General features: G+C 43.7%; 20 protein-coding genes. 12 read left to right on the top strand and 8 right to left on the bottom strand.

Going from position 1 to position 25,624, the window contains the following annotated elements; all coding sequences use genetic code 11:
- The first annotated feature begins 35 nt into the window (after positions 1 to 35).
- From lon to ACP7AE_RS03895, 3 genes are all read left to right on the top strand, one after another.
- The gene (gene lon / locus ACP7AE_RS03905; protein ID WP_109589636.1) at positions 36 to 2,468 is read left to right on the top strand and encodes an endopeptidase La; all 2,433 of its coding nucleotides are present in this window, start codon (positions 36 to 38) and stop codon (positions 2,466 to 2,468) included.
- A gap of 142 nt (positions 2,469 to 2,610) precedes the next feature.
- Positions 2,611 to 3,759 carry a hypothetical protein gene (locus ACP7AE_RS03900; RefSeq protein ID WP_426241484.1) on the top strand — a complete coding sequence of 383 codons (1,149 nt, stop codon included), beginning with the start codon at positions 2,611 to 2,613 and terminating at the stop codon, positions 3,757 to 3,759.
- A 199-nt stretch (positions 3,760 to 3,958) separates the two neighbouring features.
- Positions 3,959 to 4,516, top strand: a complete 558-nt coding sequence (locus ACP7AE_RS03895; RefSeq protein ID WP_198329377.1) for a superoxide dismutase family protein — start codon at positions 3,959 to 3,961, stop codon at positions 4,514 to 4,516.
- Positions 4,517 to 4,685: 169 nt separating this feature from the next.
- Here ACP7AE_RS03895 and topA read toward each other — a convergent pair whose 3' ends face one another.
- Together topA and ACP7AE_RS03885 are read right to left on the bottom strand one after the other, a co-directional pair.
- Positions 4,686 to 7,352 carry a type I DNA topoisomerase gene (gene topA / locus ACP7AE_RS03890; RefSeq protein WP_426241482.1) on the bottom strand — a complete coding sequence of 889 codons (2,667 nt, stop codon included), beginning with the start codon at positions 7,350 to 7,352 and terminating at the stop codon, positions 4,686 to 4,688.
- Between the two features lie 287 nt (positions 7,353 to 7,639).
- Positions 7,640 to 8,236 carry a hypothetical protein gene (locus tag ACP7AE_RS03885; protein ID WP_201540211.1) on the bottom strand — a complete coding sequence of 199 codons (597 nt, stop codon included), beginning with the start codon at positions 8,234 to 8,236 and terminating at the stop codon, positions 7,640 to 7,642.
- 500 nt (positions 8,237 to 8,736) lie between these two features.
- On the opposite strand from ACP7AE_RS03885, the gene ACP7AE_RS03880 reads away from it, so the two are divergent.
- Positions 8,737 to 9,210 (top strand): DUF2799 domain-containing protein, encoded by a 474-nt coding sequence (locus ACP7AE_RS03880; protein ID WP_201540212.1) that lies wholly within the window; start codon positions 8,737 to 8,739, stop codon positions 9,208 to 9,210.
- A 161-nt stretch (positions 9,211 to 9,371) separates the two neighbouring features.
- Here ACP7AE_RS03880 and ACP7AE_RS03875 read toward each other — a convergent pair whose 3' ends face one another.
- From ACP7AE_RS03875 to ACP7AE_RS03865, 3 genes are all read right to left on the bottom strand, one after another.
- Positions 9,372 to 9,773 carry an ExbD/TolR family protein gene (locus ACP7AE_RS03875; protein WP_045444454.1) on the bottom strand — a complete coding sequence of 134 codons (402 nt, stop codon included), beginning with the start codon at positions 9,771 to 9,773 and terminating at the stop codon, positions 9,372 to 9,374.
- An 82-nt stretch (positions 9,774 to 9,855) separates the two neighbouring features.
- Positions 9,856 to 10,545, bottom strand: a complete 690-nt coding sequence (locus tag ACP7AE_RS03870) for a MotA/TolQ/ExbB proton channel family protein (protein WP_426241479.1) — start codon at positions 10,543 to 10,545, stop codon at positions 9,856 to 9,858.
- A 78-nt stretch (positions 10,546 to 10,623) separates the two neighbouring features.
- Positions 10,624 to 11,598, bottom strand: coding sequence for a TonB family protein (locus ACP7AE_RS03865; RefSeq protein WP_426241477.1), 975 nt, complete (start codon positions 11,596 to 11,598; stop codon positions 10,624 to 10,626).
- Between the two features lie 512 nt (positions 11,599 to 12,110).
- Here ACP7AE_RS03865 and ACP7AE_RS03860 point away from each other — a divergent pair.
- From ACP7AE_RS03860 to ACP7AE_RS03845, 4 genes are all read left to right on the top strand, one after another.
- Positions 12,111 to 13,160, top strand: a complete 1,050-nt coding sequence (locus ACP7AE_RS03860; RefSeq protein WP_426241475.1) for a siderophore ABC transporter substrate-binding protein — start codon at positions 12,111 to 12,113, stop codon at positions 13,158 to 13,160.
- 85 nt (positions 13,161 to 13,245) lie between these two features.
- Positions 13,246 to 14,346, top strand: coding sequence for an ABC transporter permease (locus ACP7AE_RS03855; RefSeq protein WP_201540216.1), 1,101 nt, complete (start codon positions 13,246 to 13,248; stop codon positions 14,344 to 14,346).
- A 116-nt stretch (positions 14,347 to 14,462) separates the two neighbouring features.
- A complete protein-coding gene (locus ACP7AE_RS03850) occupies positions 14,463 to 15,524 on the top strand; it encodes an iron chelate uptake ABC transporter family permease subunit (protein ID WP_201540217.1) in 1,062 nt (353 codons plus the stop codon).
- A 100-nt stretch (positions 15,525 to 15,624) separates the two neighbouring features.
- A complete protein-coding gene (locus tag ACP7AE_RS03845) occupies positions 15,625 to 16,395 on the top strand; it encodes an ABC transporter ATP-binding protein (RefSeq protein ID WP_201540218.1) in 771 nt (256 codons plus the stop codon).
- Between the two features lie 25 nt (positions 16,396 to 16,420).
- On the opposite strand, the gene ACP7AE_RS03840 is transcribed toward ACP7AE_RS03845, so the two are convergent.
- Both ACP7AE_RS03840 and ACP7AE_RS03835 read right to left on the bottom strand, forming a co-directional pair.
- Positions 16,421 to 17,815 (bottom strand): PepSY-associated TM helix domain-containing protein, encoded by a 1,395-nt coding sequence (locus tag ACP7AE_RS03840; RefSeq protein WP_426241472.1) that lies wholly within the window; start codon positions 17,813 to 17,815, stop codon positions 16,421 to 16,423.
- A gap of 146 nt (positions 17,816 to 17,961) precedes the next feature.
- Positions 17,962 to 20,037, bottom strand: a complete 2,076-nt coding sequence (locus ACP7AE_RS03835; protein ID WP_426241470.1) for a TonB-dependent receptor domain-containing protein — start codon at positions 20,035 to 20,037, stop codon at positions 17,962 to 17,964.
- A 656-nt stretch (positions 20,038 to 20,693) separates the two neighbouring features.
- Between ACP7AE_RS03835 and ACP7AE_RS03830 the strand changes: the two genes are divergently transcribed.
- Positions 20,694 to 22,103, top strand: coding sequence for a uracil-xanthine permease family protein (locus ACP7AE_RS03830; RefSeq protein ID WP_426241467.1), 1,410 nt, complete (start codon positions 20,694 to 20,696; stop codon positions 22,101 to 22,103).
- Positions 22,104 to 22,253: 150 nt separating this feature from the next.
- Here the strand turns inward: ACP7AE_RS03830 and ACP7AE_RS03825 are convergent, their stop codons facing one another.
- The gene (locus ACP7AE_RS03825; protein WP_045444445.1) at positions 22,254 to 22,919 is read right to left on the bottom strand and encodes a TetR/AcrR family transcriptional regulator; all 666 of its coding nucleotides are present in this window, start codon (positions 22,917 to 22,919) and stop codon (positions 22,254 to 22,256) included.
- Between the two features lie 254 nt (positions 22,920 to 23,173).
- On the opposite strand from ACP7AE_RS03825, the gene uraD reads away from it, so the two are divergent.
- The 3 genes from uraD to ACP7AE_RS03810 all read left to right on the top strand — a co-directional run bounded on the left by uraD (position 23,174) and on the right by ACP7AE_RS03810 (position 25,551).
- Complete coding sequence (gene uraD / locus ACP7AE_RS03820; RefSeq protein ID WP_426241465.1) at positions 23,174 to 23,695, top strand: 2-oxo-4-hydroxy-4-carboxy-5-ureidoimidazoline decarboxylase; 522 nt, start codon at positions 23,174 to 23,176, stop codon at positions 23,693 to 23,695.
- Between the two features lie 42 nt (positions 23,696 to 23,737).
- Complete coding sequence (uraH, locus tag ACP7AE_RS03815; protein ID WP_426241463.1) at positions 23,738 to 24,106, top strand: hydroxyisourate hydrolase; 369 nt, start codon at positions 23,738 to 23,740, stop codon at positions 24,104 to 24,106.
- A gap of 122 nt (positions 24,107 to 24,228) precedes the next feature.
- Positions 24,229 to 25,551, top strand: coding sequence for a urate hydroxylase PuuD (locus tag ACP7AE_RS03810; protein WP_426241461.1), 1,323 nt, complete (start codon positions 24,229 to 24,231; stop codon positions 25,549 to 25,551).
- Positions 25,552 to 25,624: the final 73 nt, after the last annotated feature.

Raw genomic sequence — 25,624 nt, 5'->3', positions numbered from 1 at the left:
ACACTATTGAAGACGATGACGCAAAAGACGATAGTATAAAAGGTGACGGTACAGAAAACTATTTACCACTACTGGCATTGCGCGATGTTGTCGTTTATCCGCACATGCAGATTGCCTTGTTCGTCGGTCGTGAGCCATCGGTAAAGGCCGTTGAGTTGGCACAGGCTGAGTATGGCAATAAAGTCTTGGTCGTGGCACAAAAAGACTCGCTAACCGAAGACATTGATCAAGATAACTTGTATCAATACGGTACGGTTTGCCGCATCGTCAGTACCATGCCGCATGACAGTGATGAGAATTGCATCAAAGTATTGATCGAAGGTCAATATCGTGCGCGCGTTGATAATATAGAAAATCACGACACATTATTGATGGCAAGCTTTGAGCGTGCTGACCTTGATGTCAGTATGGATGAGAGCCAGCAGAAAAACACGATTCAAGCATTAACCACATTGTTTGAAAGCTATGCCGATGCGCGTCTGCGTAATGCTCGTGAGCTGACTCGTGTGGCAAAACGTATCGATGACTTGCTTGAGTTGGTTTATTTCATATCGACCCGTGTGTCGATGGATTTAGATATTAAGCAATCATTCTTAGAAAATGATGACCTTAAAACCCATATCAACACCTTAACCGAATATTTGGTTAAGCAGAGTGCTGAACAAAATATCGAGCAAGATATCCAAGAAGCGGTCCGTCAGCAAATGGAAGACAATCAGCGCGAATACTTCTTAAACGAGAAGATGAAAGCCATTAAAAATGAGCTGTCAGATATGAATGACGGTGCGTTCGATGGCGAAGATGATGTGGCTGAGCTAGAGCAGCGTCTAGAAGATGCCGACTTGCCAGAAGATGTGCGCAAAAAAGCGGATCAGGAGCTGAAAAAGCTCAAAATGATGCCACCTGCCTCATCAGAGTCTTCCGTGGTGCGCAACTATATTGAATGGATTTTGGACACACCGTGGAATGCCACAACCAAGGTTTCGATTAATTTAGAAAAAGCAAAAACGGTATTAGACGAAGATCATTATGGCTTGCAAGATGTGAAAGATCGCATCTTAGAATACCTCGCCGTACAGTCACGAGTGAAAAAACTCCGTGGCCCTATTCTTTGCCTAGTCGGTCCTCCGGGTGTTGGTAAAACCTCATTAGGCGAGTCTATTGCCCGTGCGACTGGTCGTAAATTTGTACGTATGGCGCTTGGCGGCGTGCGTGATGAAGCGGAAATCCGTGGTCATCGCCGTACTTATATCGGTGCGATGCCGGGTAAAATTGTCCAATCACTGGCTAAAGTCGAAGTTAAAAACCCGCTATTTTTATTAGATGAAATCGATAAGATGGCGCAAGACTTCCGCGGTGATCCAGCATCAGCATTGCTTGAAGTGTTAGATCCCTCACAGAACGATACTTTTAACGACCATTATTTAGATATGGACTTAGATTTATCACAAGTGATGTTTATCTGTACCGCTAACAGCATGGATATTCCGCCTGCCCTGCTTGACCGTATGGAAGTCATTCGTTTACCGGGTTATACCGAAGAAGAAAAGGTCAATATCGCCCAGAAATATCTCGTGCCAAAAGCGATTAAAAACAACGGTCTCAAAGAAGGTGAAATTGAGATTGTTGAGGCGGCATTGCATAGCATCGTGCGTAGCTATACCCGTGAAGCCGGTGTGCGTAACCTTGAGCGTGAAGTCAATAAAATCTGCCGTAAAGTCGTTCGCGGTTCGGTTGAAACCCATGGCGCACGTGCTCCGAAGAAAGCAGAACGTCAGCTAATCGTGGTCGATGACAAAAACATCGATGACTATCTAGGTGTGCATCAGTACGACTACGGTCTAGCAGAAGAAGAGCCTGAGATTGGTCGTATTACGGGTCTTGCTTGGACACAAGTCGGTGGCGAGCTATTAACCATCGAAGCGGTGGCGATGAAAGGTAAAGGCGAGTTGAGCTTTACCGGTTCACTTGGCGATGTCATGAAAGAGTCGATTCGCGCTGCTATGAGCGTGGTACGTGCTCGCGGCGATAGCTTAGGTATCGATTACGAGACCTTTAAGACTACTGACGTCCATGTGCATATGCCAGAGGGCGCCACACCGAAAGACGGTCCCTCTGCTGGTGGTGCGCTAACGACAGCGTTAGTATCCGCTTTAACTGGTATTGCTATTCGTCCAGATATTGCGATGACAGGCGAGATTACCTTACGCGGTAAAATCCTGCGTATCGGTGGTCTAAAAGAGAAGCTGCTAGCTGCTCATCGAGGCGGTATCAAGCATGTGTTGATTCCGGCGACTAATGAGCGTGATTTGGCCGATATTCCTGATAACGTTAAAGCTGGTCTGACCATTCAGCCAGTGGCAACGATTGATGAGATATTGAAGGTTGCCTTGGTCAGTATGCCAGTTCCGCTTAAGCCTGCGAAAGTGACGGTCGATAAAACTGCAGGGAAAGCGCTGCATAATTAATCTGATTAGTTACTAATCCAGTCTTATAAATCAGAAAGCCGCTCATCATAACGATGGGCGGCTTTTTTTTTGGCAAAAATAAAGAACACTCTTAATAATACCTTATGCTATATTTTAGACAAATGTTGATGTAGTAACGAAAATGACTTTAAACCGCTTAACTCTATCTTTATTGCTCGCTATCTCTTTTCCAGCAGCGCTAATAGGCTGTCAGTCCAATATTGCAAAAGATAACTCTATACCTACTAACTCAATGATGACTGGCTTTAGCACTTCTACCCCAATATCATATCAGCCCATCATAAAAACTGAAAAGCTGGAAGAAAAAATTGTAGTGGTAGCTGATGAAACAGCTAACGAAGTTACGACGCTGCAATGGGCAAGTAATTATCATTGGCAGTTAACACAAGTTGAAGACAAAAAAAGCAACGCTATTAATATTAACACTGACGCGCCGATTACTTTAGAAGTAGCGCCCAGTTCGTTAAGCTTGTTTCAAGGCTGCCAACATTTTGCTATCAGATTCGTATGGATGTCCGCACCGCCTTTTGAGTATGGTAGCGAGCTCAGAGAAAGACCCTCGACCTGCAAAAATGCTCCTGAAAACAAAGCAAATGAAGCAAATGAAGCAAATATCAAAAAGTTATTTCCTAACGATAATAATATTATTAAGTTAGATGTTGAGCTATTACCAGTCGCAAAAAGCAAACTCGTTAATACTCAGATTGTATCAAAAAACTTGGTCGTTAAAATCGAAAATGGCAATACGTTAACATTTGATGGTACACCTAGGACATTTAAAGAACCGACTGGACTGCCTATTGATAAAGCATTGTTAGAGCGCTATGACTGGCGACTGGTTAGCGCCGTTCGTAATACCATTAATGACAAAGGGCAGGTAATATCTCGACAGTCTATTGGTTATTTTTATCATCCAGAGTTTCCAGTGTCGCTAAAATTTAGAGGGTATGACGATAGTCAATACGCATTTTTTAGTTCTAGCTGCAATGGTATCGGTGGTCCTTATATTTTGATGAAAGATTATACATTGATAGTTGGCTCGGGACCACAAACGCTCATGGGCTGCGGTGTTACTGGTAATAGAATTGAGGGCGAGCTTGCTAAGCTTATCAGGAATAGCAAAAGCATTCTTAGTTTGAGTTTGCAACCTTCACAATCAATATCGCCAACAGCAGATAATCAGACTGATATGCCTCGCTATAATTTATTGCAAACGATGGAGACTGGCGAAACTCTAGTATGGCAAAACGAAGTAAAGAAAATACCGTAAACAATTTTCAAACCCATACGATACTTACATTTATTAACCGATTGTTGCGCATTTGATGAATAACTATATCTAATCCTTAGCTATACTGATGACGACATTAACGAATGTTTATAGAAATCAAAAGGTATTTATCTATAAACCTTCAAGAGTTAGCTTTTTATCAAAAATAACTAAATATTAAAAATAATTGGAGATAATAATGAATAAGACGATGCTTGCAAGTGCGCTATTATGTGGTTCAACGTTGGTAATGACGGGTTGTCAAACCGTCGAAGGTCAAATGCAAACCGGCAATCCACTGAGCCAACCTGCGCTAAAGTCGACTATCAATGCAGTCGCTGGTAATAAAAATGAAGTGGGTCAAGTATTTTTACGTCCAGTTGATGGCGGCGTACAAGTCTACGGTAAGCTGATGAATTTGCAGCCAGGCAAAACGGTATCACTACATATTCACGAAACAGGCAGCTGTGCTGATATGGGTAAAGCGGCAGGTGGTCACTTTAATCCAGATAATAAACCACACTCTAACCCTGACGACATGAATGGTCATGCTGGCGACTTGCCTAACCTGACTGCCAATGCAGATGGCGTGGCTACTATTAACTATGTGAATAAGAAAATCTCTGTCGCTGATGCTGGTAAATATAGCGTTAATCGTCTAGCCTTTATCGTGCATAGCGGTGCTGACGACTATACTAGCCAACCAGCTGGTAATGCAGGCGACCGCGTTGCTTGCGGTATCATCGAAAAGAACTAATAGCATCTGAACTTAGCTGTTATTGATATCACAAATATGAATAGCACAAAAAAACCTCTTAGAATCTAAGAGGTTTTTTTTATTTAAAATTTTATAGCTTAAAACAATATTGGTGATACAGAAGCTCATATATTAACAATCAATCACCAATATAAAAGGTAAAGGAGACTTACTCCTCTACCCATTTGCCATTACGCCAATACACACCCCAACGTGTGGCCTTACCGTTTTTCTCAGAGCCAATATATTGCTCCTTCTTCTTACGTGACCAGCGTAGAATAGTTGGATTACCATCTGGATCTTCATCTGGACCTTCAAAAAGATACTGGAATTTATCTTCCATTTTATCTTTGATTTCGCGTAGCTCAGCCAGCTTTGGTGCGCGTGTCTCGCGTACTTTCGGGAATTTAGACGCCGCCAAGAACATCCCAGCTGCTCCTTCACGCAAGATAAAGTAATCATCGTGCTTGGTTGATTTCAGCTCTGGCAGATGAATAGGATCCATGCGCGGCGGTGCGGCTTCGCCTGTTTTTAGCACTTTACGCGTATTATCACATTGCTGACAAGCGAAGTAAGGACCAAAACGTCCCGTCTTTAGCTCCATTTGTCCATCGCACTTATTACAGTCAATGGTTGGAGAATCAGAGCCAGGCACTTCGAACTTGCCTTCTTCTAAGACATAACCATCACAATCAGGATTGTTACCACACACATGCAGTTTCAGACCGCCATCGACGATATAACCATTCATTGCCGTGCTACATTTCGGGCAACGCTTTTTCTCCATCAAATCGCGAACTTCTGCCGCTTCATCATCACCTTCTGCCTCATCAAGATTGGCAAAAGCTTCGACGGGCATTAAATTCTTAGTGCCTTTACAGCGCTCTTTTGGCGGTAAATTATAGCCAGTACAACCTAAGAATACACCCGTTGAGCCAGTACGTAATTGCATTGGACGATCGCAAAGATCGCAATGCACGTCTGGTACGTCAGTGGGATCATTTGGACGCATGCCGTCTTTTTCTTTGGCGCGATCAAGCGTTGTTTTGAAGTCGCCATAGAAATTATCGAGGACATCTTTCCAATCTGTATCGCCTTCTGCGACATGATCAAGCTTGTCCTCTAGCGCGGCGGTAAAGGTATAATCCATCAAATCTGGAAAGCTTGCAGTCAGTCTGTCGGTGACGATATCACCCATTTTTTCAGCAAATAAGCGCTTGTTCTCAAGCTTCACATAGCCGCGATCTTGAATGGTCGAGATGATAGACGCATAAGTTGATGGACGACCGATGCCTTTTTTCTCAAGCTCTTTCACCAAACTTGCCTCGGTATAGCGCGGTGGCGGCTTGGTGAAATGCTGACTCGGATCGAGCTTATCTAGTATTAATTTATCGCCTTTTTTCACATCTGGTAATAAGGTATCGTCAGTTTTTGCCGGTGGCATAACCTTGGTGTAACCATCAAATACTAGCGTACGACCACGTGCTTTTAACTCGACATCATTGGCAGCGACGAATAGATTCACTGACAAGTATTTTGCTGGCAGCATCTGACAAGCGACAAACTGCCGCCAAATCAGCTCGTACAGGCGGATGGCATCACGCTCAACCCCTTTAAGCTGCGTTGACTTCATATTGACGTTAGAGGGACGAATCGCCTCATGCGCCTCTTGTGCGCCTTGTTTGTTGCCGTAGAAATTTGGCTTTTCGGGTACGTATTTTGCGCCATAGCTGTCTTCGATATAGCCACGTACCGCAGCAAGTGCATCACCAGATAAGAAAGTCGAGTCGGTACGCATATAAGTAATATGACCCGCTTCGTATAAGCGCTGCGCCAAAATCATGGTCTTTTTAACTGAAAAGCCCAATCGTGTGCTGGCTGCTTGCTGCAATGTCGAGGTGATAAATGGCGCACTCGGACGCGATTGCGTTGGCTTCTCTTCACGCTCTTTGACGATAAAGTCGCTTGAGTTAAGCACTGCTAAGACTTTATCAGTCTGCTCTTTATTGACAAGCTTAAGCGTTTTGCCGCCTTGCTTGGTCGCCTCTAAGCGAATCGCAATTTGCTCAGCGTCCTTTTTGCTACTGGCAACGTGAGTATCGGCATGAATTTGCCAATACTCTTCTGGTATAAAGGCGCGAATTTCATGTTCTCTTTCTACGACCAGACGCATAGCAACGGACTGAACGCGACCTGCAGAGAGACCGCGAGCAACCTTTTGCCACAGCAGCGGCGATACCATAAAGCCAACGACACGGTCTAAAAAGCGCCGCGCTTGTTGGGCATTGACACGGTCGATATCGAGTTTGGATGGCTGCTTAAAGGCATTTTGAATGGCTGATTTGGTAATCTCGTTAAAAACCACACGCTCATACTTACTGTCAGCGCCGCCGATGACTTCTTTAAGATGCCACGCAATCGCCTCCCCCTCTCTATCCATATCCGTTGCCAGATAGATTTTGTCAGCGTCTTTAGCTAAGGCTTTAAGCTCTTTAATGACCTTAGTTTTATTTGGTAATACTTCATAAACTGCTGCCCAGTCATGTTCTGGATCGACGCCCATGCGCCGTACCAAGGCTTGCTGGGTTTTTTCTTCTTTGCTTAGACTGTCATCTTTTTTAGTCGTTGTTGGTTTTTTTGCACTTTTGCTTGCGCCAACCGGTAGATCACGGACATGACCAATACTGGAGCGCACGATAAAGTCATCGCCAAGGTATTTATTGATTGTTTTTGCCTTGGCAGGTGATTCTACAATCACCAAAGACTTGCCCTTTGGACTACCTTTGGGATTACCAGCAGCGGGCGCTGGACTTTTTTTGGTTGCGGTTTTTGCCATATGTGACGACACCATTATTATATGAGTAAATTAAAAGTAAGAATAAATACAGCAGCATGGCAATTTATAATTGTGAGTTATAGTAGCGCGGTGAATCATTATAGTAATAGCTGCTTAAAAAAACGTTTATAAAACAAACAATAACCATAAGATAAAGAGTCAGTTATAAAGACGTTACACTGCTAAGCGTTACACTGTCAACTGTAAATGACTGAGAGTTTGCCAAAAGTGCTTGCATATTGCTTATAAATGGAGATTAAAAAATGATTTTCTACCTTGTAGCCGTTTTATAGGCGCTTTTGCATCTCTGACGCCCATTGTTCAAGCTGTTTTTTGAGCACCAATAAATCTGCTTCAATCAATTTTTGCTGATAAGCAGGATTGGATGAAGGACGCACATAAGCGATATCTTCCCAATAAATCACGATACTATTCGCCTTAGTCAGCAAACCTTTAACAAACGGCTCAATACTGACTGGCAAGTCTAGCGGCGCTTTATCCAAGCTAAAATTGGTCTTCTTGATAATCGTATTATTAGTGCTGTTATTAGCACGAATCGCACTTGGAATCGTGAGCTTAACATCATTTTTGCTTGTATCAACAAAACTACTATCTGGTCGCCATTGCCCATCAATCACTTGATAGCGCGTGTGCGGCAGCTGCACATCATCTAACACTAAACAGTATTGACCTAACATTCCACGCCCATATTCGTTGTCTTTACCTTTGATCCAATCAGGACAACTCACCAGCTTTGGATTCAATTGTAAACGACGCGCGGTCATGCGCAGCTTATCCAAACGCTGATCGATACCGTTAGGTTTGAGCGCCATCATACTCCCTAATACAAATAGTACAATGATAACGCCAATGAATGTTCCCATGATGGTCCGACCTTTTGGATAAATGAAAATGTACTAAAAAATAAAACCGCTACTATCTATACAACAGGCTAAAACAAAGACAGTGATTACCCAGCTAACTATAAAAAAGCAATCATCGATTGTTTGAGCAGTAACTTTTTAACCAGTCATTTTCTAACCAGTAGCGTTCTAATGAGCGGCTGTTTCACGAATGATTGTCTAAATACTGGCTACTATATAGAAGCTTATAATGAGCACGAACCGTTAAAAATCAAGCATGATAAGTTGATAATCACCAACCACTCACGTTTTCGAATCTCGATGGCTTGGCTATATGTGCTAATAGATCAAACACTTAGCTCGAATAAAAAACAGCATAAAAACGAGATACAAAAAGTTGTCAGCATCAAAAAGTGCTATGATAAACCATAATTTTAAACGCGCGCAGGTTTATTATGAATTATCTTCTTAAGCGAAACTCATCGACCGCTTCACTAGCGAGCAAATGTGTCCATAAACTCATGAGTAAAACTGGGCTTACCCTCTCGCTAGTAGGCGCTGCCTTATTTACCCTATCAGGCTGTGCAACGACGCAAAGTCTCACTCCGCAGCAATGTCAGGAAAGCAACTGGCAAGAAGTCGGCTATGCTGATGGCTTGCAAGGGCGTTCAGGTGCTTATTTTGGTCACTATGCCGATAGCTGCGCAAAGGTAGGTGGTCCCATACCCAACCGCATACAATGGGAGCAAGGGCGACAGCAAGGTCTCAAAAGCTACTGCACCGAGCTCAATGCTTATAAACTTGGTCGCGAAGGCTACGACTGGCAGCCCGTTTGTCCGCTCGAAGGCATCGAAAAGCTAGAAGAAGCTTACGCGCAAGGACGTTACTACTATATCCGCCAACGTGATCTCGATTACCTACGTTCGCCTTATCCGTTTGGCTACGGGCCTGGGCGCTTTGGTTACGGCTATCATCCCTTTGGCTATGGCTGGTAAAAAGAAAACCCCAATGAGTACTTAATTTGAGGTTTAAGTACTCATTGAGGCTGGAGAAAAGTTTATTATTTTTGTTTTATTATTATATTAGCTACCTTTTTGATGGTTGGTTGGCTATCTAGCGAACATCATATGATAATCATGTCTTTTATAGACTCGCCTTATTCATTGACAAAGGCTATCTTTGTAAGTCCTGCTTGACTGGCAGCGGCTAGCACTTGAGCGACCGTGTCATACTTACTGTCTTTGTCAGCACGCAATTGTACAGAAGGGTCTTTACCTCCAGCACTTTGCTGTTGTAACCGTGCCTCTAACTCCTCCATGCTAATCGCATCGCTGTCCCAAAATATCCCTGCGTCTTTATCGATGCTAATTTGAATAGCCTCTGGTGGCGCCTCATTTAACGCAGCGCTGGTCTTCGGTAACTCTAGTGGCACTGTCGGATTCAGTACGGTCGCCGTCAATAGAAATATAATCATCAATACCAGCATGATGTCGATAAGCGGAATGAGGTTCATTTCACTCATACTTTGACTGTCATCATCACCCAATTGAAATGCCATAATTACTCTCAATACATTTGGTTATTCGCAATATAGCTCGCTTGACTATCGCCTAACGGACTGTCCCATCAATGGATAATCGTTAAGGCTGCGACGCGGCTGAACTATGATAATGAGTCACTTGCTGAGCATCTGCTGTGTTTGAGTGCATACCCTTTGCTAACGAATCTTGGGTAACAGTCGATTTGCTGTCCGTTAACGGCTGCTGGGTAACGACCATTTCGGCAGAACATGCCAATAAGTCATGCGCTCTATCGTTGGCGTGATACATCACACGGCGATTGATACGCACTGCAAGGTTATAAAATACCACGGCTGGAATCGCCACGGCGATCCCCAAACCTGTCATGATAAGTGCCTCACCGACTGGCCCTGCTACTTGTCCCAAGCCTGCTTGCCCACTCATGCCAATGTTATGTAGCGCATGAAAAATTCCCCATACCGTCCCAAACAAACCGATAAATGGCGCAATTGCGGCTGTCGTCCCAAGAATAGGTAAACCGCGCTCGCTGGCAAAACGGTAACGACCAATATGCTTGAGCAAGACCTGCTCAGTAACCAAACGGCGAGTAGTGGCATCTGCTGCTATCATCTCAGCCTGTTTTACTTGAATCTGCTGACTCAAATCATCTGCAACATTGGCGGCCAATTTGCGGCTTTGTAGCACACGAATGATGCCTGTCACCCAAGAAAGTATAGATAAAGCAAGCAACAAAAAGAACAAAGTTTTTGTCACCATGTCGCTGATTTGCCAGTATTGCATAAAGTCCATGTCAGACTCCTTTGTATTTTATTACCATTGTTCGATTATTTGCGATTGAGCCGATGCTTGGTACTAATAACCATGTATTTATGGCACATTATAAGTAACAGGTAATGTCACATTACCGACGACTGGCACGCCATTTTTAGTAAAAGGTCTGAATTTTCCAGAGCTTACTTGACGCTGCGCCTCTTTATCTACTATTGAATTGCCTGAAGATTGAGCAACCCGGGCGCTATCAATACCGCCCTGCTTATTCACTCTTAATATCAATACCACTTTGAATGTATCACCCGAAGATGCTCTACGAGCGGCGCGAGTAGGAAAGCTAAAGTTTGGCGCTGATGCCCAGTCTGCAGCACTAGCAGTAAAGCTCACAGGTTCATTACTTGCAGCGGCTGCTGCTTTTTGCGCGGCATCTTTAGCCGCTTTGTCTTCTGCTGCTTTTCTGGCATTCGCTTCGGCTTGAGCTTCTCGGGCAGCCTTGGCATCGGCTATTCTCTTAGCGTCTTGCACTGCTCTATCATGGGCTTCTTGAGCGGCCTTTTGTGATTCTGCTGCTAGAATCTTACGTCGTTCTTCAGCTTCACGTTGACTATCAGCCATTGAGGTATCGACTTTCGATTCTACTATTGGCTTTTTCGACACCTCTTTTTTAATAATATCCGGCTTCTTTTTTTCTACTTTTACGACAGGTGCTATATCAGCCTTTTTGGCTTTTACCACCGGTTTTTCTGGTGTATTTTGCTTAGCCTTCACTACTGGAGCTGCTTTAGGTTTTGACGGTGCTTGTTTTTTAGGTTCAGGTTTTGACTCTGTTTTAGGCACTGCTTTTTTGGGCGTTACTTCCTGAACTTTTTCTACTTCAGGGACGGCTGTTTTGACAGGTAACGTCACCATCTCTATCTCGATAGGTGGCGTGTCTTTTTTTGGTTCAACTTTTATCTCAGGCGTCTTGATCGCCACCAATGCGACTGCCGTCAGCACGTGCAAGCCCACCACTATAATAATAGCTGCGAGTATCAATTTAAGTGGTGGCGCGTCTAAATCCGTTGAACTCATAACACCCTAATATTCATTAACCGAGGTAGAATGGCGTAGATAATAATGCAAACGATAATTATTATCAATAATAAATTTATAATAATTTTGCTTATCAGGCAAATAATCGGCTAATCATTTAGCGTTATTAATAAGCAAAATCTGCTTAGTCATTCGACCATTCTATCTCGAATATCGCTATACAGACTTATTGTGCCAAGGCAGTCAAACCCCATGAATACGGTGACGTAATAAAAACCATTATCATTTGTATTGATAATGAGTCTCAATTAATTTATCATAGCCCCTAATCGACTGCGAATCTTTAAGATTACAAAATCTCAAGATATTAAGGCATGTTGAACATCTCAATAGCTAAGCGTAAAACAACCAATGAAAAATCATAACGTCAAAAGTAATACCGTCGAGCATTGTATGGTGTGAAGCATCACATCGATGAAGTTCTTTTTACTTTTATATGACCGATTATTTGATACATCCTTTGTCCAACCAGCTGATATACTGAGTTATTTATGTCTATTATTTTATTGCCTAACCGCTCTACTCCTTTTTTCAAACGCTCTTTACTGACTGCTATGATGACCGCACTGGTTGCTACGATCAGTGTGACAGGTTGTAGCTCACCTGAATCTAACGACTCCGAGCCCGCTGACGCTAAGACTGAAAATCAAACAGCAGATCATGCCTCGAATGTCGCTAATAACGATGCGGTCTCTGTTGAAAAAATCACGGTCGACACGGTAAAAGGTAATGTCGACTTGGCAATGAATCCATCGCCGTTGGTGGTCTATGATATGACATTGATGCAGGATTTGGCCGCGCTTGATGTTGCTGTCGATGGCATGCCAAGCGGTCTAAAATTAGACAATTTACACTCTAAAACACAGCCTGAACCAAAAACAGTCGGCACCGTATTTGAGCCAGATCTTGAGGCGTTGAACGCGATGCAGCCGCAAGCTATCTTGGTCGGCTCACGCATGGCAGAAAAATATGATGCGCTATCCAGTATTGCGCCAACGCTCGACATGACGATTGATACGGCAAATATCTATGAATCGAGCAAGCAGCGTTTGCATGATTTGGGTGCATTGTTCGGTAAAAGTGCTCAAGCAGCGAAACTGCAAGGCAATATCGACAGGCTCATTGATGAGACTAAAACATTAACCAAAGATAAAGGTAAAGGCTTAGTGGTCATGGTCAATGGCAATAAGCTGTCTGCCTACGGCGACAAATCACGCTACGGTTTCATCCATACCGTGCTGGATATTCCAATGGCAGATGACCAAATCGCCGATGCGCGCCACGGTCAGCCAATCTCGTTTGAATACATACAAAAAACCAATCCAGACTGGTTATTCGTCGTCGATCGCAGTGCCGCCATTGGTGAAGATGGTGCTGGTGCCAAAGCCGTATTGGACAATCCATTGGTCGCGCAAACCAACGCATGGAGTAAAAATCAAGTGGTTTACCTTAGCCCAGACTCATATCTTGCCTTTGGCGGTTATTATCAATGGATGCAGGATTTGACGACCATTAAAGAGGCTTTTGCTAACGCTAAATAGATGATGCGTTAAATGAGCGTCATTCATTTTTAGGCAACTGTCATCACTGTCAGTTGCCAACCCTCACTTTAAGCCAGTAGCTGATATGCCGTTATTTTCCTCTCGTGCGCAGACCAGCGTCAAAGCCCGCCCTACTTTACCAGCCGCATCAACGAGTTGGCAAAAAAGCGCAAGCCGTGGTCTAAGTTCTAAAAATCGCCGTGCTTCTATACCGCCGTGGCTCATCAACACGGGCAGCCTCATTATTATGGGGCTTTTGGTGTTATTAAGCTTATCAATTGGTGTGGCTGATTTTTCGTGGTCAGGTATATTTCACAGCCTTATCAACCATAGCGCCAACTCCGACAGCTCACTGCTACTGGTCAGTCGCCTACCGCGTACCATCGCTATTATCTTGACCGGTGTTTCCATGGCAGTTGCTGGGATGATTATTCAAGTGGTGCTCAAAAACCGCTTCGTTGAGCCATCGATGGTCGGTGCAACTCAAAGCGCCGCACTGGGATTACTGGTAGTTAGCCTACTATTTCCAGCCAGTGCGCTCATTGTCAAAATGGGTGTAGCTACCATCGCCGCGGTATTTGGCATGATGCTGTTTATGCTACTGATTCATCGTATTCCGCCGACGGATTTTTTGATGATCCCACTGATTGGTATCGTCTTTGGCGGTATCATTGAGGCAGTGACGACTTTTATCGCCTATCAAACAGAATCGTTACAGATGCTCAGCGTCTGGCAATTTGGTGATTTCTCTGGCGTCTTAGCAGGTCGTTACGAGCTGCTGTGGCTGACAGGCGGACTGTGCGTGCTGGCGTATATCATTGCTGACAAACTGACTATCGTCGGTTTGGGTGACAATATCGCGCTCAATTTAGGCATCAGCAAACGACAAGTGACATGGGTTGGCGTTGGCATGGTGGCGATGATGAGTGCGGTTGTCGTTGTCACCGTTGGCATGATTCCTTTTATTGGTTTGGTCGTGCCTAATATCGTCAGCCGATTGATGGGGGATAAATTGCGCCGTAGCTTACCAGCGGTGGCATTATTGGGCGCTTCGGCAGTGCTATTGTGCGATATTATTGGACGCTCGATTCGCTATCCATTTGAAGTGCCTGTGGCGACGGTTTTTGGGGTGGTCGGTACGGTACTGTTTTTATGGCTATTATTACGTGCGCCTGCTGAACAATAAAATAACTCGCTATAAAGTTTTTTATTCATAATGACTGATTAAACCTCTTTGCCTCTTCTCTTTCTTTTATCGTTGTTTTGTCTGATTAGATAAGCCTAGCACTATAGGATTTACGCATGTTTTCACCGTCTAAGCCTAGCGCCGCAGCCAATAACACTCTAGATGACAGTGCTTCAGAAAATAACGACAAAACTACTTTTGGACAAAGTTGTCTTGCGCGACTCTGGACATTTATAGTCAGTCACCCAAAATCCATAGCCGCTATCATATTGCTGATCTCAGCCATCCTATTTTTGACAGTCAATGTCAACGGCCATTGGGACTTTGCGCTACCACTTCGAGGTAAGAAATTACTGGCGTTAATGGTCGTCGGTTATGCGATTGGCGTATCGACCTTATTGTTTCAAACCTTGACCCACAACCCTATCCTGACGCCATCACTGTTGGGTTTTGACTCGCTATACGTTTTATTACAAAGCCTGTTGGTTTTCTTTTTGGGTGCAATAAGTTTTACCAGTATCAATCCTCTTGCCAAATTCACCCTTGAAATTGTTTTAATGTTTGGCGCGTCATTATTATTATTTAAGCTGCTGTTTTCAAAAAGCAGTCAAGATTTGACACGACTAATATTGGTCGGCGTTATCTTTGGGGTATTGTTTCGTAGCTTATCAGCCCTGATTGCCAGATTGATCAATCCTGATGATTTCGTCGTCGTGCAATCTGCCAGTTACGCGCAATTTAATACGGTCAATCCGCAGCTGCTTGGTATCAGCATTGTTATCTGTGCCATTAGCGCGCTATTTATCTGGCGCTGGCGTTATCAATGTGACGTATTGATGCTTGGCAAATCACAAGCCATTAACCTCGGTATCAATTATCAACGCCTAGCGTTTGGACTATTAACGGTCATTGCGGTATTGGTCGCCACGGCAACCTCATTGGTCGGTCCAGTGACTTTCTTTGGTCTGTTAGTTTGTGCGCTAACCAATCGTATCGCTCGCCATATGTATCACAGCGAGCGTCTGATATTGGTCTGTTTGGTGGCGATGATTTGCTTGGTACTCGGTCAGACGATATTTGAGCAACTATTGGGCATGGCAGGGGTACTATCGGTGGTCATTGAATTGGCTGGTGGTTTGGTATTCTTAATATTGATTTTTATGACTCAGCGTCGTTAATACCACGCTTATCTAATAATCATTGACCTAGTAGCCAATCATCTAAAAACCATTGATATAGTAATGAAAAATCAGATCCTTTGTAAAAATAAGAACCACTATGATTAAACTCAATAACATCTCGCACCATATTGGCAAACAGCAAATTCTTCATAACATTACATTGTCGTTACCAAGCGCCCAAGTGATTGCCCTGATTGGTCCCAATGGCGCGGGTAAATCTACTTTATTTTCGGTCATGGCACGCTTGCAACCGCTACAGTCGGGACAGGTCAGTTTTGCCGTAGATAATGAGGAACGTGATATTGTTAGCTGTCATGCGCGAACCTTGTCCAAAACTGTGGCGATGCTTGGACAAGACAACCAAGTACAAGGGCGATTGCGCGTACATGAGCTGCTGATGTTTGGTCGTTACCCTTATCATCAAGGACAGCCGACGGCTGATGATCAGCAAAAAGTGCAAGAAATTATCGAACGTTTTGAGCTTGCGCCATTAGCCGAGCGTTTTTTATCGACACTATCGGGTGGTCAGCGTCAGCGGGTGTTAATTGCGATGATTGTTTGCCAAGATACGCCGTATTTATTACTCGATGAGCCGCTCAATAATTTGGATATGTATCATGCTGGTCGCCTGATGCGTGAGCTGCGTGAGTTAAGCCATAGCCAGCAAAAAACGGTGGTCATCGTGCTGCACGATATCAATCAAGCCGCACAATTTGCCGATACCGTGGTCACTATGAAAGAGGGTCAGGTGATGGCTGTCGGTCAACCTGCAGAGGTCATCACCCAAGCAACCATGAAGGATCTGTATAACGTCGATGTTACCGTGCTCAGTCATCAAGGTCGCCCAGTGATTGTCGATGCGGTTTAAGTACAGCATATCTTATAGTTGCTCTTTAATGGCTGGTTTCGCGTAACCGCTTCAAAGAGTTGTCTTTAACCGTCAATTTTTGCCTTTGCTTTAACCGACTTTGACGCCCTTTGACCCACAGATAAACACCTGTGCCAGATAAGACCGCCACGGCTAACCCCGTCAATGCTAAAAATATTTGATACAACAAATGACCTACGCCATAGCTGATATGACCCATGTGTAGCGTTGCCATCCATTGATCAGCTTGATTACCAAATGAGCTTTGATACCCAAAATTAACACGCTCGACATTGCCTGTTGCGGCGTCAACCGTGATAGATGACGCACCCCCTTTTTTACCGATATCTTTATTGGTTTTAAAGCGCATTTGCCATTGATTGTCCTCTTCTACCCAACGCACTCCCAATAGCTGCTGGACGCTAACGCCATTTTTTTGTGCGGCGATCTCTGCCTTCCTGCTTAAATAAGCAATACTATTAGCCTTGTCTACCTTATTAGTACTGTTCATATTAGTGCCAACAGTAGTCGCCTCATCGCTACTAGATTCAGTGTTTATCGCAGGCTTATTTTGTTTCTTTCCTTTGCTTTCATCTCTACCTTCAAGTCCTACCAGCGCTTGCATTACAGGCTGATATACCAATTTTAAATTAAAACCAACACTCGACCACGCAATGACAAACAACATGAGCCAGAGCCATAAGCCAAACGCATGATGCAAATCATAATTGAGCTTAAAAGTATTGGTTTTTCGGCGGATTTTCCAAGCAGGTAGCCAGCGTTTAAAAAATGAAGCGCGGAGTTTGCCAGATGGTTTTCTCAATGCGGTTTGTTGAGATTTATTGGCACTAACTGCTCTTGGAAAGGTTAAATAAAAGCCGATGAAACAATTAATCGTCCAAATTAAAGATACGATACCCAGTATTAATTTGCCGATATCACCTAGCAATAAATCACGGTGGAACCAAAATACCTTGTACATCGTATTGCGCCATGCCCACGCCTCTTTATCACGCGTACCGATGATTTCACTCGTAAAGGGATCGACATATACCTCTTGAAATGGGGCTTTAGGAGCATTCTCTGCTGCCTGACCTCGCGTTCTATCTACCGAAAAAACCGCTGATTTGTTAGGCTCTACTAACGTTGGCATACTAGAAAATTGATACTGTGGATAGACACTGATAACAGCATCATGCAGTGTGGCGATCGGTAGTGGCGGCTTGTGTTGCGCTTCAATATTTGCCAGCTTGTGATTAAACACATCATCCAGCTCATCATGAAACGCCAATAGCGTGCCCGTGATACCAGCAATGATCAAAAAGGCGGCCGTCGCAAGCCCAGTATAACGATGAATCCATAAACAGCTCTGACGCAACGTAAGGGGAAATAAAGTCATTAGTATTAGTTTTTTATTCATCGTTTCTTTATTCATTGGTTATTTTTATTGGTATTTAAAAAAAGTTGTAATTGCTATCGCATGCTTCACCATTTACTGACCATAAAAAAGCCAGCTATCTTGTACAGACAGCTGGCCCTTTCATCTATCATCAAGTGACAATAAGATTAGAACTGATACGTCAATGACGCTTTGATATTACGACCTTTCTCAAAGTCAGTAGCAACATCATCAATCGGATTTAGACGAGATGAGTGACTCGCATAAGCTTCATCGAAAAGATTATAAACGCCAAGCGTGGCTTTTAATCCATCAACTTGTTTTGGCGAATAGTTCATAAAGATATCATGAACATTATAGCTTGGTTTTTCAATCTCATTTTCAGACGTATTCGGCATCACTGAAGCGACATACGTACTGCGCCAGCCGATATCTGTGGTCTCTGTTGGGGCATAAGCCAGATTGACCATATATTTATCGCCTGATTCTGAGCTGCTTCCAGTCACTGAAGGAATGCTGTAGCCCGTTTTTTCACCTTCGCTGCGTGCGCGTGAATAGCTCAAACCCATACTAAAGTTATTCATTTTATAGTCGGCAGCGAGCTCAACCCCTTTAATTTTAAAATCTTCATCTTTATTGATGACGCCTTGACATTCACCACCTAATTGTCCAGTGACACAGTCTAAGCCAACGCGAGTGCCGCCGGAACGAACAAATTCGATGTAGTTTTCGATATCGGTTTCAAAGTACTTACCGCTTAGTTGTAGTGCATCACCGGCTACCGTTAGGTCGCGTAACGTTGTAACGATACCCACTTCAGCATTAGACCCTTCTTCTGCTTTTAAGTCATTATTAACGTAAGTTTTGTCACCATTTGAATTAAAAATGGTTTGGCTTAAATCAGGACCATTAAATAACTGCGTGTAGCTTGCAAATACTTGCGTCAATGGTGCAATCTCATAGCTTGCGGCAAGTGCCCCGACGACATTATCATAGGTTTTGCCACCAGAGATAAACTCAGGAGATTTGTAGCGGTCATAACGCACACCAGGTGTTAAAGTGAGCTTACCATTTTTCCATTGGTCTTCTAGATATACTGATGTATTGGTTGCCTCGTCTGACCCTGCTTTGACGAAGTCGCGCTCCATCTCCGATTCTTTTTTGTAGTGCTCAATACCAGAGATAAGTTTGTGTGTGCCAACATTCGTAGCAATGTCACTGGTGTTTTGGATTTTTGCGCCTGTGGTTTGAACTTCAGCGTTAAAATCAAAGCTACCTGCATATTTAGAATCACGTAAAATCTGCGTTTTGGTCTGATACACGTTGGTATCTATATCAATCAGTGGATTACTAGGATTAAAGCTATAATCAATACCATAAGTATCGCGCTTTACTTGTTGTGGGATTACATCAGGACCTTTATCATTAGGAAGTCTCGGAAAATCAGGGCGAAATGGGAAAATACCCTTCTTTTCAGTTTGGCTGAAATTTGCGCCAATATGATGGTCATCCGCAATATAAGCACCCGCCTTTAATAAGATGCTTTCAGTTTTACTGTCTTCAAACAGCTCACGACCGTTACCATCTTCGCCAGAATCGCTATCACGCTTGCCATAGTAAGCCAGTAAGTCAACATTGTCCGTTGGTGCGGCATATACAGTCGTTGACGTTAGTAGCTCGTCATTATTACTGGCATAGCCTGCGTGAACTTTAGCTCCTATTCTTTGACCCGGTTTCAGCAAATCCACTGCATCAACGGTTTTAAAAGCCACCGCCCCGCCAATCGCATCGTTACCGAGCGTCACTGAGTTATTACCGACTGAGACATCTGCTTGCTTAAGCAAGTCAGGGTCAATAGTAATGTCACCCATATGATAAAAAAGTTTGCCTTCTTGACGCGCCCCATCGATAGTGACTTTTAGGTTGCTGTCTTCAAGACCACGAATACGAATACGCTGATTGACCGCAGAGGTACCACCTACCGTAACTCCAGGAACGACATTCAAAAAATCGCTTAAATGGCTGGCTTGCTGTGCTGGCGTATAGTCTTCTATGTAAACAGAATCGGTTTGCACTTTATCACGTACTGAGCTATTGGCTGTCACCGTAATGGTCTGCAACGTGGTGCTTGGCATGTCTTCTGCAGGTGCTGCACTGACTGCTTGTGACCATAATACCGCTGCCACGCCCATGGACAATACCGTCATTTGACTAGATAGTTTTGATAACTTTACTTCACGCATAACACACTCACCTTGTTGACTATCACAAATTAGAATTTTTAAAAGCTATTTACTGTTGAGCACAGCTTGTGGCAGTTGCACCGCTTATTGTTGAAAACCATTTTTTAGACGATTGGAGTCTTGACAAAGCCAAAACCTTTCATACGAATAACAATGTTAATGATAATTGTTAGCATTTAAATAATGAGAGGCATAATAACGAAGTATTAACAATTTGGCAATAATTAATGCGAGAAATTTAATATTAAAAAATAGCGCTAAATCTGGCTGACTTATTCCGTTTTGTTGCTTACTGTTTTTAGACGAGTAGAAATGGCCAGCAAACCAAATCCGCTGCGCTATGTTCGTCTAATAGACTGTTATTATTTAAAAAATAAAGCCATCAACATGAAAAAAAACGTTGCAATAGCCAACCCTTTCACTATACCCTTAGATAGCTGACCAATTAGTCAGGTTTAAACCTACGACTATTAGTCATATTGATAAATAATAGCTAGCTGCTGATATTTATTAGCACAAGGATAAGTGCGACTCTTTGTGAGACAACTAAGCAATATGAAAATAAACGGTGTGTCGATATCCATCTCTAAATTCATCACACTGCTTAGCGCTCTCCACAGAGCTTGGACTAAAAGTCACTTTAGGAGGAAGCCAAGATGAGCGAACACATTCAAGGGAACCCCGATTTACTATACGGATTGCATGACCGCCCTACCCCTACAAAAGCCTTTTTGGGCGCAGTACAACATGTACTTGCCAGCTTTGTCGGTATCATCACCCCCTCATTAATCATAGGTGGCGTCTTGGGTCTGGGTGAACATATCCCTTATCTCATCAGCATGTCATTGATGGTATCAGGGGTCGCTACCTTTATTCAGACCCATAAAGTTGGACCAGTAGGTTCCGGTCTTATGGCGTTACAAGGAACCAGTTTTGGCTTCTTGGCCGCGGTATTGGCGGCAGGTTTTGTGGTAAAAAACAAAGGCGGGAGTCCGGAGGAGATTCTCTCTGTTATCTTTGGCGTCTCCTTTCTTGGTGCCTTCGTTGAGATTTTCTTAAGCCAATTCATCACCAAACTCAAATCTCTGATGAGCCCTATCGTGACGGGTTGTGTGATTGTGACCATCGGTCTGTCATTAACCAAGGTTGGTCTGACGGATTTGGCAGGCGGCGTGGGCGCTGAAGATTTCGGGAGTATACAGAATCTGTTGCTCGGTGGCGGGGTCTTGGTCAGTGTGGTGTTGATTAGTATTGTTAATAATAAAGTCATTCGCTCCAGTGCTATTTTTATAGGGTTGATGCTTGGTCTGATCGCAGCCATTCTTATGGGACGTATTGATTTCTCTTTGGTCTCTGATGCCCCTATTTTTACGCTACCTGTACCATTCAAGTTTGGCTTTGGGTTTGATTGGCAGGCTTTTATTCCTATCGCCTTTATGTATGTCATTACCAGTATTGAAACCTCTGGTGATTTGACGGCGACTTCGATGATATCGGGCGAACCCATTAAAGGACCTCTATACGAGAAACGTATTAAAGGTGGCGTATTGGGAGACGGTGTCAACTCATTAATTGCGGCGGTGTTTAACACGTTCCCAGTGACGACTTTTAGCCAAAACAACGGCGTGATTCAGATGACTGGTATTGCCAGTCGCTATGTGGGCTTTTATGTTGGGGCTATCTTGTTCACTATGGGGCTATTCCCTATTTTGGGTGCTATCTTTACCCAATTGCCAAAACCAGTCGTTGGCGGTGTGACGTTATTGATGTTTGCAACGGTAGCGACCGCTGGTATTCGCATCCTATCAACGGTCAACTTTACCCATCGAAATATCTTAATTATTGCCACTTCGCTAGGTCTGTCCATGGGCGTGGCTTTTGTTCCTGATGTATTCGCACAAGCGCCTCAGCTTTTCCGTAATATCTTTGGTTCGGCGGTTACTATGTCAGGTATTGTGGCCATTACTCTCGATATGATTTTGCCCAAAAACTACGGTGTCGAATTTGATACAGCAGAGCAGCATCTGGATGACGGTCTAAAGCCTCTTAGACAAAAGGCTTCTTAAACGTACGTTAGGATAGTCAAATTCTTTACCAATCAGCATTGCTGTTCTGGTTCTGGACATTGACTCTTTTAGCGCTCCTTAATACGAAAACATTCAGAATGCTTTCGTATTAAGGGCATGTGATAGACGTAAAATAATAATACATAAGCACTACTCAAGACCACAGCCACGCAAAATAAACGGCACTAGAAAGTCTGCCGCCCGCGCTTCATCCTGCTGATCGTACTCACTCTTTTCCATCAAACCGACAATTTCTGTCTCAAATTCAGCATATCGCTGCGTCGTTGCCCAAATCAAAATCAATAGCTGTAAAGGGTCAGCGATGCCAATTTTGCCTTGCTCATGCCAAGTTTTCATCACTTGTGCCTTGTCTAGCGCCCACTCCTTCATGGTCGCCGACATAAATTCATGCAGATGAGGAGCACCGCCGATGACTTCCAGCGCAAACAATTTATGGCGATTGGGATGAGCAAACGCTTGATGCAATTTGGTACGGACAAACTTTTCGATGACCGTTTTAGGGTCACTATCGACACTCATAGCGACCAAGCCATCATTCCACTCTTGAATAATAGAATGCAGCACGGCTTGGTACAGATTTTTTTTATTCTTAAAGTAGTAATGCACGTTGGCTTTTGGCAGCTCGGCTCTATCGGCAATACCTTGCATCGTCGCACCGCGAAAACCTTGCAGCACGAACTCCTCTTCTGCCGCCGCCAAAATGACGGTTTGATTGTGGGCGCGGATATCTTGCTGATTGCGCTGTACAGGTGCGTCAGACGCGGCTTGTGGTTCTATATCGTTATGTTGAGCCATGATAAATGTTACCTGTCATTATTGTGATGAATAAAGAGCCATATCCCAGCCAATAACTGGATTCATATGCTAATTTTTATGAAATATCACCAGTCTAAATAAAATATTTGCATAAAGTAGTTGACCAAATGGTCAGGTTTAAGCAGAATAGCTCATAGTAAACCAATTATTATTCGATAAATACTACTTTAGCATGAGATGTTATCGAGAAATGTTACTCCACTGCTTTTGTCAGCAAAGAAAAGGATGTCATTGTGAAATTATCTTTACAGCAGTTTAATGAGCTCTCAACAGCTGAGGCAATTTCACATCTATTGACCTGCTGTACCAGCACCCATTGGGCGCAGGCTTTAGAAAAAAAGCGTCCTTTTTCAGATATATCTACACTACTTGCCCATAGTGACCACACTTGGCAACAAGCACAAACAGAAGAAGCCCAGTTACTAGAGGCTTTTGATGGTCATCCACAAATAGGCAATGTCGACTCGTTAAAAGAAAAATATCGCAACACTCAAGACAGTGCTGCCCATGAGCAGTCGGGTGCCAATGATGCCAATGACGAGGTGATTGAAGCTTTGGCTCAAGGCAATCAAGACTACCTTGATAAATTTGGCTTTATCTTTATCGTATTTGCCACTGGTAAGAGCGCGCAGCAAATGCTCGATTTATTGTTAGCACGCCTGCCCAATGATCGCGCTACTGAGCTGGTCAATGCGGCGGCTGAGCAAAATAAAATTACCCGCTTACGTTTACAGAAACTGCTGAGTGACGCTTAACGCATTCAGCCCATCTGACTCATTTATATAAAAGGAATTATTATGTCAGGTACTCTCTCATCGCATATTTTAGATACCCACTTGGGCAAACCAGCCGCTGGTATTGCCGTGACGCTAGATCGCGTAAGCGCAAGTGGCGAGGCATCTTTATTAGCCAAGGGCGTCACCAACGCGGATGGACGCGTGGCACCAGATAGCTGGTCGTTTGACCCAACGATTGATATTGCTGAATATCACTTAGATGTTGGTCGTTATACCTTAACCTTTGATACGCAGTCTTATTTCGATGCACAAAATCTCACGGCTTTTTATCCACAAGTAGTCATCGATTTTATGATAAGTGATAACGGTCACTATCATGTACCGCTATTGCTTAGCGCACATGGCTACAGCACATACCGCGGCTCTTAGTTATGTAGTTATGTAGCATCACCATATAAAAGAACCTCATAAAAGAACGTCGCCTTAGCAAAACGCGTCGAAAGATTGAAAAAAGCTGAACAAAAGAAAATTGTAAAAAGGACATTTGCAACATGGGCGCTTATTATCTCGATTGGTTTAACTTATTTTTTCGCTGGTTCCACGTCATCGCTGGCGTGGCATGGATTGGTGCGTCTTTTTACTTTGTTTGGCTAGATCTTAGTTTACGTAAACCACCACAGTGGAAGGCTGACAAAGGCATTTCAGGCGACCTATGGGCGGTACATGGTGGCGGCTTTTATGAAATTGCCAAATACAAGCTTGAACCCGAAGAGATGCCAAAGACCCTGCACTGGTTTAAATGGGAAGCTTATACTACTTGGCTGACGGGTATGGCGATGCTCTCTATCGTCTATTATGCCAATGCGACTGCCTACTTGATTGATCCCAGCAAAGTCGATTTTGGTAGTAGTATCGGTGCCATCTCGACCAGTTTGTTATTTTTATTCGGCAGCTATTTCATTTATGAAGTGATTGTCCGCAGCCACTTGGGCAAAAACTCCTTCATTTTTAGCACCATTATTTTTATCCTATTAATCATCGCCTGCTGGGGTTCTTATCAGCTATTTAGTGACCGTGCTTCGTTCATTCATATCGGTGCTATCTTAGGTACTGTGATGGCAGGTAATGTGTTCTTTGGCATCATGCCTGCTCAACGAGCGCTGGTAGAATGCGTGAGGCGTGGCGAAAAACCAGGCAAAGAAGTAGCGGACTTGGCACTACAAGCAAAAAACCGCTCGCTGATGAACAACTATTTTACCTTACCGCTGATCTTTACCATGATTAGCAACCATTATCCGATGATGTACTCTCATGCTCACGGCTGGTTGGTATTGGTATTTGTGGGTATCATCACGGCTATTGTACGTCACTATTTTAACCAAAAGCACTTGGACAATCATAAGCCGCGTTATTTGGTCATCCCTGCTGTCTTAACCGTATTATTAATTATTTGGATGCGCCCAGAACCAATTGAGCCATTACCTGCTGTCACTGCTGTCACTGCTGAAACGGCGACACCAGATAATGTGCCACCAACAACTACTGCTAGTGCAGTCGACGATTCTACTATAAGCACTGATGCAGCCTCAAATGAAAATATCACTGCCGACGTCGTGCCAGTAACTGCCTCTGCTGATGATGCCATTATGGATGTCGTGCACACGCGCTGTAGCACGTGCCATGCCGCTCAGCCTACTCAGCAAGGATTTGCCGCGCCGCCAGCTGGTATCATCTTGCAGACACCAACCGACATGAAAACTCATAAAGCAAAAATCGTCACTGCTGTACAAACAGGCTATATGCCACTGGGTAATCTCACAAAATTGACGGATGAAGAACGTCAGCAAATGGTGGCTTATGCATCAGGGTTATAAATAAAGGCCGTAGATAAATATTATATGGATCCAAAGTTACGCCTTATTTTGCTTTAATTGACTTAAGTTGCTT

Source organism: Psychrobacter sp. TWP2-1-2 (assembly GCF_049896785.1).
GTDB lineage: Bacteria > Pseudomonadota > Gammaproteobacteria > Pseudomonadales > Moraxellaceae > Psychrobacter.
Note: the sequence above shows the minus strand (reverse complement) of the source record. Positions and strands in the feature narration are given on the sequence as shown.